This is a genomic window from Aeromonas sp. R4-2 (genome assembly GCF_040908295.1).
GTDB classification, from domain to species: Bacteria; Pseudomonadota; Gammaproteobacteria; order Enterobacterales; family Aeromonadaceae; genus Aeromonas; species Aeromonas veronii.
On record NZ_JBFODL010000006.1, the window covers coordinates 144,998 to 153,680 of the forward strand.

The 8,683-nt window shown below is 52.6% G+C and carries 17 protein-coding genes; all 17 read left to right on the forward strand.

Annotated elements, in window-relative coordinates:
* Nucleotides 1-27: 27 nt before the first annotated feature.
* The 17 genes from rplN to rplQ all read left to right on the forward strand — a co-directional run bounded on the left by rplN (nucleotide 28) and on the right by rplQ (nucleotide 8,539).
* The gene (gene rplN / locus AB5Y99_RS02860) at nucleotides 28-396 is read left to right on the forward strand and encodes a 50S ribosomal protein L14 (RefSeq protein ID WP_005307975.1); all 369 of its coding nucleotides are present in this window, start codon (nucleotides 28-30) and stop codon (nucleotides 394-396) included.
* Nucleotides 397-407: 11 nt separating this feature from the next.
* A complete protein-coding gene (gene rplX / locus AB5Y99_RS02865) occupies nucleotides 408-725 on the forward strand; it encodes a 50S ribosomal protein L24 (protein WP_005307977.1) in 318 nt (105 codons plus the stop codon).
* Nucleotides 726-738: 13 nt separating this feature from the next.
* Nucleotides 739-1,278, forward strand: a complete 540-nt coding sequence (rplE, locus tag AB5Y99_RS02870) for a 50S ribosomal protein L5 (protein ID WP_005331162.1) — start codon at nucleotides 739-741, stop codon at nucleotides 1,276-1,278.
* A 10-nt stretch (nucleotides 1,279-1,288) separates the two neighbouring features.
* Nucleotides 1,289-1,594 (forward strand): 30S ribosomal protein S14, encoded by a 306-nt coding sequence (gene rpsN, locus AB5Y99_RS02875; RefSeq protein ID WP_005340609.1) that lies wholly within the window; start codon nucleotides 1,289-1,291, stop codon nucleotides 1,592-1,594.
* Between the two features lie 21 nt (nucleotides 1,595-1,615).
* Nucleotides 1,616-2,008, forward strand: a complete 393-nt coding sequence (gene rpsH / locus AB5Y99_RS02880) for a 30S ribosomal protein S8 (protein ID WP_005307980.1) — start codon at nucleotides 1,616-1,618, stop codon at nucleotides 2,006-2,008.
* Nucleotides 2,009-2,021: 13 nt separating this feature from the next.
* Nucleotides 2,022-2,555: a 50S ribosomal protein L6 gene (gene rplF / locus AB5Y99_RS02885; RefSeq protein WP_005340607.1), complete on the forward strand. Its 534-nt coding sequence runs from the start codon at nucleotides 2,022-2,024 to the stop codon at nucleotides 2,553-2,555.
* Between the two features lie 9 nt (nucleotides 2,556-2,564).
* Nucleotides 2,565-2,918, forward strand: coding sequence for a 50S ribosomal protein L18 (rplR, locus tag AB5Y99_RS02890; protein WP_005340606.1), 354 nt, complete (start codon nucleotides 2,565-2,567; stop codon nucleotides 2,916-2,918).
* A 14-nt stretch (nucleotides 2,919-2,932) separates the two neighbouring features.
* Entirely contained in the window at nucleotides 2,933-3,433 is a 501-nt protein-coding gene (gene rpsE / locus AB5Y99_RS02895) for a 30S ribosomal protein S5 (RefSeq protein ID WP_005340605.1), read from the forward strand.
* A 6-nt stretch (nucleotides 3,434-3,439) separates the two neighbouring features.
* Complete coding sequence (rpmD, locus tag AB5Y99_RS02900) at nucleotides 3,440-3,619, forward strand: 50S ribosomal protein L30 (RefSeq protein ID WP_005307985.1); 180 nt, start codon at nucleotides 3,440-3,442, stop codon at nucleotides 3,617-3,619.
* Nucleotides 3,620-3,621: 2 nt separating this feature from the next.
* The gene (gene rplO / locus AB5Y99_RS02905) at nucleotides 3,622-4,059 is read left to right on the forward strand and encodes a 50S ribosomal protein L15 (RefSeq protein ID WP_005340604.1); all 438 of its coding nucleotides are present in this window, start codon (nucleotides 3,622-3,624) and stop codon (nucleotides 4,057-4,059) included.
* Between the two features lie 8 nt (nucleotides 4,060-4,067).
* Nucleotides 4,068-5,396 (forward strand): preprotein translocase subunit SecY, encoded by a 1,329-nt coding sequence (secY, locus tag AB5Y99_RS02910; RefSeq protein WP_005340602.1) that lies wholly within the window; start codon nucleotides 4,068-4,070, stop codon nucleotides 5,394-5,396.
* 27 nt (nucleotides 5,397-5,423) lie between these two features.
* Complete coding sequence (gene rpmJ, locus AB5Y99_RS02915; protein ID WP_005319705.1) at nucleotides 5,424-5,537, forward strand: 50S ribosomal protein L36; 114 nt, start codon at nucleotides 5,424-5,426, stop codon at nucleotides 5,535-5,537.
* Between the two features lie 139 nt (nucleotides 5,538-5,676).
* Complete coding sequence (rpsM, locus tag AB5Y99_RS02920) at nucleotides 5,677-6,033, forward strand: 30S ribosomal protein S13 (RefSeq protein WP_005307991.1); 357 nt, start codon at nucleotides 5,677-5,679, stop codon at nucleotides 6,031-6,033.
* Nucleotides 6,034-6,047: 14 nt separating this feature from the next.
* Nucleotides 6,048-6,437, forward strand: coding sequence for a 30S ribosomal protein S11 (gene rpsK, locus AB5Y99_RS02925; RefSeq protein ID WP_005307993.1), 390 nt, complete (start codon nucleotides 6,048-6,050; stop codon nucleotides 6,435-6,437).
* A 39-nt stretch (nucleotides 6,438-6,476) separates the two neighbouring features.
* A complete protein-coding gene (gene rpsD, locus AB5Y99_RS02930; protein WP_005340600.1) occupies nucleotides 6,477-7,097 on the forward strand; it encodes a 30S ribosomal protein S4 in 621 nt (206 codons plus the stop codon).
* Nucleotides 7,098-7,122: 25 nt separating this feature from the next.
* On the forward strand, nucleotides 7,123-8,112 hold the full coding sequence (gene rpoA, locus AB5Y99_RS02935) for a DNA-directed RNA polymerase subunit alpha (RefSeq protein WP_005307997.1): 990 nt from the start codon (nucleotides 7,123-7,125) through the stop codon (nucleotides 8,110-8,112).
* Between the two features lie 43 nt (nucleotides 8,113-8,155).
* Nucleotides 8,156-8,539 (forward strand): 50S ribosomal protein L17, encoded by a 384-nt coding sequence (rplQ, locus tag AB5Y99_RS02940; RefSeq protein ID WP_005307999.1) that lies wholly within the window; start codon nucleotides 8,156-8,158, stop codon nucleotides 8,537-8,539.
* Nucleotides 8,540-8,683 lie beyond the last annotated feature (144 nt).

The following is an 8,683-nucleotide window of genomic DNA, read 5'->3' on the forward strand; positions in this document are numbered from 1 at the left end:
AAGAAGTAAACAAAGCGGAGCACTAAGATGATCCAGATGCAAAGTATGCTGGGTGTTGCCGACAACTCCGGCGCTCGCAGTGTAATGTGTATTAAGGTTCTGGGTGGCTCGCACCGCCGTTACGCCGGCATCGGCGACATCATCAAGGTTTCCATCAAGGAAGCCATTCCTCGCGGTAAAGTGAAGAAAGGTGATGTGTATAACGCGGTGGTCGTACGCACCCGTAAAGGCGTTCGTCGTCCGGACGGCTCTGTCATCCGTTTCGACAACAATGCGGCTGTGTTGCTTAACAACAACCAACAGCCAATCGGTACTCGTATTTTTGGCCCGGTGACCCGTGAACTGCGTAATGAGAAGTTCATGAAGATTGTGTCCCTGGCACCCGAAGTACTGTAAGGAGTCGAACGATGGCAGCTAAAATCCGTCGCGAAGACGAAGTGATTGTTCTTACCGGCAAAGACAAGGGCAAGCGTGGCAAAGTCACTCAAGTCCTGATTGCAAAAGGTAAGGTAATCGTGGAAGGCATCAACCAGGTGAAGAAACACCAGAAGCCGGTACCCGCACTGGGTCAGGCTGGCGGTATCGTCACCAAAGAAGCCCCCATCGATGTATCAAACGTAGCGCTGTTCAACTCTGCCACTGGCAAAGCTGACCGCGTTGGTTTCCGGATTGAAGACGGCAAAAAAGTCCGTTTCTTCAAATCCACCGGCGAACTTGTGAAGTAATTGGAGTTTAACGATGGCGAAACTGCATGATTACTACAAATCCGATGTAGTAAATGAACTGTCCAAGCAGTTCGGTTACAAGACTATCATGCAAGTCCCTCGGATCGAGAAAATCACCCTGAACATGGGTGTTGGTGAAGCGATCTCTGACAAGAAATTGCTGGAAAATGCTGCTGCCGATATGGCTGCCATTTCCGGTCAGAAGCCGCTGATCACCAAAGCTCGCAAATCTGTTGCGGGCTTCAAGATTCGTGAAGGCTACCCGATAGGTTGTAAAGTAACCCTGCGTGGCGAGCGTATGTGGGAGTTCCTGGAACGGCTGATCTGCATCTCCGTACCGCGTATCCGTGACTTCCGTGGCCTGAACGCTAAAGCGTTCGACGGTCGTGGTAACTACTCCATGGGCGTGCGTGAGCAGATCATCTTCCCGGAAATCGACTATGACAAAGTCGATCGCGTCCGTGGTCTGGATATCACCATCACCACTTCCGCGAATACCGATGAAGAAGGCCGTGCTCTGCTGGCTGCCTTTAACTTCCCATTCCGCAAGTAAGGTTAGGGTTATGGCTAAAACATCCATGAAAGCGCGCGAAGCAAAGCGTGCCAAGCTGGTAGCCAAGTACGCGACCAAGCGTGCCGAGCTGAAAGCTATCATCGTTGACATGAACGCTTCTGAAGAAGCGCGTTGGGATGCTGTACTGCAACTGCAACAGCTGCCCCGTGATTCCAGTCCGTCCCGCCAGCGTAACCGTTGCAATATTACTGGTCGTCCGCACGGTTTCCTGCGCAAGTTTGGCCTGTCTCGCATCAAGGTGCGTGAGCATGCCATGAAGGGCGAAATTCCGGGCCTGAAGAAGGCTTCTTGGTAACGAATCTCGGGAGTTAGACTTATGAGCATGCAAGATCCGATCGCGGATATGCTGACCCGCATCCGTAACGGTCAGGCGGCGAGCAAAGTTGCGGTTTCCATGCCTTCTTCCAAGCTGAAAGTGGCTATCGCCAAAGTGCTGAAAGAAGAAGGTTACATCGCTGGCTACTCCGTAGCTGGTGACGTGAAGCCGGAACTGGAAATTGAACTGAAATATTTCCAGGGCAAGCCAGTTGTAGAACTGATCCAACGCGTAAGCCGTCCAGGCCTGCGTATTTACAAGCGCACTACTGATCTGCCGAAAGTTATGGGCGGTCTCGGTGTTGCTATCGTGTCCACGTCTAAAGGTGTGATGACTGACCGTGCTGCTCGCAAAGCAAGCATGGGCGGTGAGATCATCTGCTACGTCGCTTAATAGGAGGTAGGAAATGTCTCGTGTTGCTAAGGCACCCGTCACTATTCCTGCTGGCGTAGAGGTGACTCTGAACGGCCAGGAACTGACCATCAAAGGTGGTAAAGGTTCTCTGGTTCGCTCTATTCACGCCGGTGTAGAAGTGACCAAAGAAGACAATGTACTGAAGTTCGCCCCGCGCGGCAGCATCGCTGGTGCTGACGCTCAGGCCGGTACTGCCCGTGCATTGGTCAACAACATGGTAATCGGTGTTACCCAAGGCTTCGAGCGCAAGCTGCAGCTGGTTGGTGTAGGTTATAAAGCCTCCATCAAGGGCAATGCTGTTGCGCTGGCTCTGGGCTTCTCTCACCCGGTAGAGCATGCGCTGCCGGCTGGTGTGACCGCTGAGTGCCCGACTGCTACAGAAATCGTTCTGCGTGGCGTCGACAAGCAGCTGGTTGGCCAAGTCGCCGCCGATATCCGTGCTTACCGCGCTCCGGAGCCCTACAAGGGCAAGGGTGTACGCTATGCCAACGAGCAAGTGCGTACTAAAGAAGCTAAGAAGAAGTAAGGTAACACTATGGACAAGAAAGCAGCTCGTCTCCGTCGTGCTACTCGTGCTCGGAAAAAGATGCAGGAACTGGGAGCTACCCGTCTGGTTGTTCACCGTACCCCGCGTCATATCTATGCGCAGGTTATTGCAGCCAACGGTTCCGAAGTTCTGGCCTCTGCTTCCACAGTAGAGAAAGCCATCAGTGAAGCTCTGAAATACACCGGTAACGCAGATGCTGCTACCGCTGTAGGTAAGGCTATCGCTGAGCGTGCTATTGCCAAAGGCGTTCAGAACGTATCTTTCGATCGTTCCGGTTTCAAGTATCACGGTCGCATTGCTGCCCTGGCAGCTGCCGCACGTGACGCTGGTCTTCAGTTCTAAGCTAGGAGTCGAAGATGGCTAAAGTCGAATCTCAAGCCGGCGAACTGCAAGAAAAGCTCATTGCAGTAAACCGTGTTTCGAAAACTGTTAAAGGTGGTCGTATCATGTCCTTCACCGCGTTGACCGTGGTGGGTGATGGTAACGGCCGTGTAGGTTACGGTTACGGTAAAGCCCGTGAAGTTCCGGCTGCTATTCAAAAAGCAATGGAACAGGCTAAGCGTAACCTGAACAAGGTTGAGCTGAACAACGGCACTCTGCACCACCCAGTGCGTGGTGTTCACTCTGGCTCCACCGTGTTCATGAAGCCGGCCTCCCAAGGTACTGGTATCATTGCAGGCGGCGCTATGCGTGCTGTTCTGGAAGTTGCCGGTATCCACAACGTGCTGGCCAAGACCTACGGTTCCACCAACCCAATCAACGTTGTTCGCGCTACTGTAGACGCTCTGGTTCACGGTCAATCACCGGAACAGATCGCTGCCAAGCGTGGTCTGCGCGTTGAAGAAATTCTGGGGTAATGCGACATGGCTAACACTGTAAAAGTAACTCAAACTCGCAGCTCTATCGGCCGTCTGCCAAAGCACAAGGCGACTCTGCGTGGTCTGGGTCTGCGTCGCATTGGTCACACCGTTGAGCTGGAAGATACTCCTTGCGTACGCGGCATGATCAACCAGGTTTATTACATGGTTAAGGTGGAGGGCTAAGCATGCGTCTGAACACTCTGTCTCCGGCCGCTGGTTCCAAGCCTGAAAAACAACGTCGTGGTCGTGGTATCGGCTCCGGCCTGGGCAAGACTGGTGGTCGTGGTGTTAAAGGCCAAACCTCTCGTTCCGGTGGCGGCAAAGTTCGCAACGGTTTCGAAGGCGGCCAGATGCCTTTGAAAATCCGTCTGCCGAAGTTCGGTTTCTTCTCTCGCAAATCTTTGGTTTCTGCCGAAGTGCGTCTGAACGAAATCGCCCTGGTAGAAGGTGATGTGGTCGACCTGAGCACTCTGAAGCAAGCCGGTGTTGTTACTAAGAACATCGTGTTCGCTAAAGTTGTTCTGTCAGGCAACATTGACCGTGCTGTGACCGTTCGTGGTCTGTCCGTCACCAAAGGTGCACGCGCAGCCATCGAGGCCGCTGGCGGTAAAATCGAGGAATAATCAGTACAATGGCTAAGAAACCAGGATTGGATGTTAAAGCACAGGGTGGTCTGAGTGAACTGAAGAGCCGTCTGCTCTTCGTTCTCGGGGCGATTATCGTTTTCCGTGCAGGCTCTTATGTGCCGATTCCTGGTATTGACGCCGCCGTACTGGCCGAGTTGTTCCAGCAACAGAAGGGCACCATCATTGAGATGTTTAACATGTTCAGTGGTGGTGCACTCTCGCGTGCTTCTATTCTTGCGTTGGGGATCATGCCGTACATTTCGGCATCGATCATTATCCAGCTGCTGACAGTGGTTCACCCCGCTCTTGCTGAACTCAAGAAAGAAGGTGAATCCGGCCGTCGCAAGATTAGCCAATATACCCGTTGGGGCACGCTGGTTTTGGGAACTTTCCAGGCCATTGGTATTGCAACCGGTCTGCCGAATATGATGCATGGACTCGTGACTAATCCGGGTCTGGGCTTCTATTTCACAGCGGTTGTGAGTCTGGTCACCGGTACCATGTTTTTGATGTGGTTGGGTGAACAGATTACCGAGCGTGGGATTGGTAATGGTATCTCGTTGATTATTTTCACAGGTATCGTTGCTGGTCTGCCGCATGCCATTGGCGCTACGGCCGAACAGGCACGTCAAGGGGAATTGCACATCCTGCTGTTGTTGTTGCTGGGCTTGATTGTTTTCGCAGTGACTTACTTTGTGGTGTTCGTGGAGCGTGGTCAGCGTCGTATCGTCGTTAACTATGCCAAGCGTCAACAAGGCCGCCAGGTATTTGCCGCGCAAAGCACACACCTGCCGTTGAAAGTGAATATGGCTGGTGTGATTCCTGCGATTTTCGCATCCAGTATCATCCTCTTCCCGGGGACCATTACCTCTTGGTTTGGTCAGGGCGAGGGTAAAGTAGCTGATATCCTGCAACAGGTCTCTATGGTCCTGCAGCCGGGTCAACCGCTTTACGAGATGCTGTATGCAGCAGCCATTATCTTCTTCTGCTTCTTCTATACCGCGCTGGTGTTCAACCCCCGCGAGACAGCAGATAATCTGAAGAAGAGTGGAGCCTTTATCCCGGGGATCCGCCCGGGCGAGCAGACAGCACGTTACATCGATAAGGTTATGACTCGCCTGACATTGGCAGGTGCGCTCTATATAACCTTTATCTGTCTGGTACCCCAGTTCTTGATGACTGCCTGGAACGTACAGTTCTACTTCGGTGGCACTTCGCTGCTGATTATCGTGGTAGTTATCATGGACTTCATGGCTCAGGTACAAACCCATATGATGTCTCATCAATATGGCGACGTCCTGAGGAAGGCCAACCTGAAGGGCTACGGCCGCTAAAGGTCGGCGTAGTTACGGAGTTAAGCAATGAAAGTTCGTGCTTCCGTTAAGGCAATCTGCCGTAACTGCAAAATCATCAAGCGTCACGGTGTGGTGCGTGTGATTTGCAGCGAGCCAAAGCATAAACAGCGCCAAGGCTAATTTTTTACGGTTAGTACTTGCAACAAATAGTTGTGCTGGCTAATATAGCCAGCCAACTTTTGTTGTGTATTGGTTGACCGCCACGTATCCGCTCACGGGCTTTGTGGTGGTCGTAATCTACTATATGTAGGAGTGAATAGTGGCCCGTATCGCTGGCATTAACATTCCTGACCATAAGCATGCAGTCATCGCTTTGACTGCGATTTATGGCGTCGGTCGTACCCGCTCCAAGGCCATCTGTGCCGCAGCCGGTATCGCTGAGAATGTGAAAATTAAAGACCTGGACGAAGCTCAGATCGAGAGTCTGCGTGAACAAGTAGGTAAATTCACCGTTGAAGGTGACCTGCGTCGTCAGATTTCCATGAACATCAAGCGATTGATGGATCTGGGTTGCTACCGTGGTTTGCGTCACCGTCGTAGCCTGCCTGTTCGTGGTCAACGTACCAAGACCAACGCTCGTACCCGTAAGGGTCCGCGCAAGGCTATCAAGAAGTAACGGGAAGGTAGAAAATGGCTAAAACTCCGACTCGTGCTCGCAAGCGCGTTAAAAAGCAAGTGAGCGACGGTATTGCGCACGTTCATGCATCTTTCAACAACACAATCGTGACCATTACTGACCGTCAGGGCAATGCTCTGTCTTGGGCTACTTCTGGTGGTTCCGGTTTCCGTGGTTCTCGTAAGTCCACCCCGTTCGCTGCTCAGGTAGCTGCCGAACGCGCTGGTGAGATGGCCAAAGAATATGGCGTCAAGAACCTGGAAGTCATGGTCAAAGGTCCGGGTCCCGGTCGTGAGTCTTCCATCCGCGCCCTGAACGCGGCTGGTTTCCGCATCACTAACATTACTGATGTGACTCCGATCCCGCACAACGGTTGTCGTCCTCCCAAGAAGCGCCGCGTATAACGCTGTAGCTACTTGGTCTAGGATTGTTGGAGAAAGAAGATGGCAAGATATATCGGTCCTAAGCTTAAGCTTAGCCGTCGTGAGGGCACCGACCTCTTCCTGAAGTCAGGTGTTCGTGCGATTGATTCTAAGTGCAAGATTGACACTGCCCCTGGTCAGCACGGAGCGCGTAAAGCCCGTCTGTCCGACTACGGTGTTCAGCTGCGCGAGAAACAAAAAGTTCGTCGTATCTACGGCGTATTGGAAAAACAGTTCCGCAACTACTACCGCGACGCTGCCCGTCAAAAGGGTAACACCGGTGAAAACCTGTTGCAGCTGCTGGAAGGTCGTTTGGACAACGTTGTTTACCGTATGGGCTTCGGCGCTACCCGTGCTGAATCTCGTCAGCTGGTGAGCCACAAGGCCATCATGGTAAACGGTCGCGTTGTGAACATTCCTTCTTTCCAGGTTTCCCCTGAGGACGTGATCTGCGTTCGTGAGAAGGCTAAGAAGCAAGCGCGTATCAAAGCTTCCCTGGAAGTTGCTGGTCAGCGTGAGAAGCCGACTTGGGTAGAGGTTGACGCCGCTAAAATGGAAGGTGCTTTCAAGCGTCTGCCAGAGCGTTCCGACCTGTCTGCCGACATTAACGAACAGCTGATCGTCGAGCTTTACTCCAAGTAAAGCTAGCTTCTAAAGAGAGGACACAATGCTGGGTTCTGTAACAGATTTTCTTAAACCGCGGCTAGTTGACATCGAGCAAGTTAGCCCGACTCATGCGAAAGTGACTCTTGAGCCACTCGAGCGTGGCTTTGGTCACACGCTGGGCAACGCCCTGCGTCGTATTTTGCTGTCATCTATGCCCGGTTGTGCAGTTACTGAAGTCGAAATTGACGGGGTACTGCATGAGTACAGCAGCAAAGAAGGTGTACAGGAAGACATTCTTGAAATCCTGCTCAACCTGAAAGGTATCGCTGTGAAGCTGGAAGGCAAGGACGAGGTAACTCTGTCCCTGACCAAGTCTGGAACAGGCCCCGTTACCGCTGGTGATATCACTCACGGTGATGAAGTCGAGATCGTAAACCCGGAGCACGTAATCTGCCATCTGACTGGTGCCAATGCTGAAATCAGCATGCGCCTGAAAGTTCAGCGCGGTCGTGGTTATGTGCCTGCTTCTGCTCGTGTTCACAACGATGACGAAGAGCGTCCTATTGGTCGCCTGCTGCTGGACTCCGCGTTCAGCCCCATCGTTCGTATTGCCTACAATGTTGAGGCAGCACGTGTGGAACAGCGTACCGACTTGGACAAGCTGGTCATCGACATGGAGACCAATGGTACTCTGGATCCTGAAGAAGCCATCCGTCGTTCTGCCACTATTCTGGCCGAGCAACTGGAAGCCTTCGTGGATCTGCGCGATGTCAGCGTGCCCGAGAAGAAAGAAGAGAAACCCGAGTTTGATCCGATTCTGCTACGTCCTGTCGATGATTTGGAGCTGACAGTTCGTTCTGCGAACTGTCTGAAGGCAGAAGCTATCCACTATATTGGTGATCTGGTACAGCGTACCGAAGTTGAGTTGCTTAAGACTCCTAACCTCGGTAAGAAGTCCCTGACTGAGATCAAGGACGTGTTGGCCTCCCGTGGTCTGTCTCTTGGCATGCGCCTTGAGAACTGGCCGCCCGCCAGCATCGCTGACGAGTAATCCAGATTACGGGTTTCACAGATTTAGTTAGAAGGATAAGGTCATGCGCCATCGTTTGAGTGGTCGTCAACTGAACCGGAACAGCAGCCATCGTCAGGCAATGTTCCGCAACATGGCCAGCTCCCTGGTTCGTCATGAGATCATCAAGACGACTCTGCCTAAGGCAAAAGAGCTGCGTCGTGTAGTTGAACCGCTGATCACCCTTGCCAAGACTGATAGCGTTGCTAATCGTCGCCTGGCATTTGCCCGTACTCGCGATAACGCGATCGTGGCTAAGCTGTTCAATGAACTGGGCCCGCGCTACCTGGAGCGCGCCGGCGGTTATACTCGCATTCTGAAATGCGGTTTCCGTGCAGGCGACAACGCCCCTATGGCTTATATTGAGCTGGTAGACCGCCCGGCCGCTGCTGAAGCAGCTGCTGAGTGATAAAGAAAAAGCCGGGCTTGTCCCGGCTTTTCTTTTAATCCATTCTGATACTGCCTCAACTGCCTCAACTGCCTCAACTGCCTCAACTGCCTCAACTGCCTCAACTGCCTCAACTGCCTCAACTGCCTCAACTGCCTCAACTGC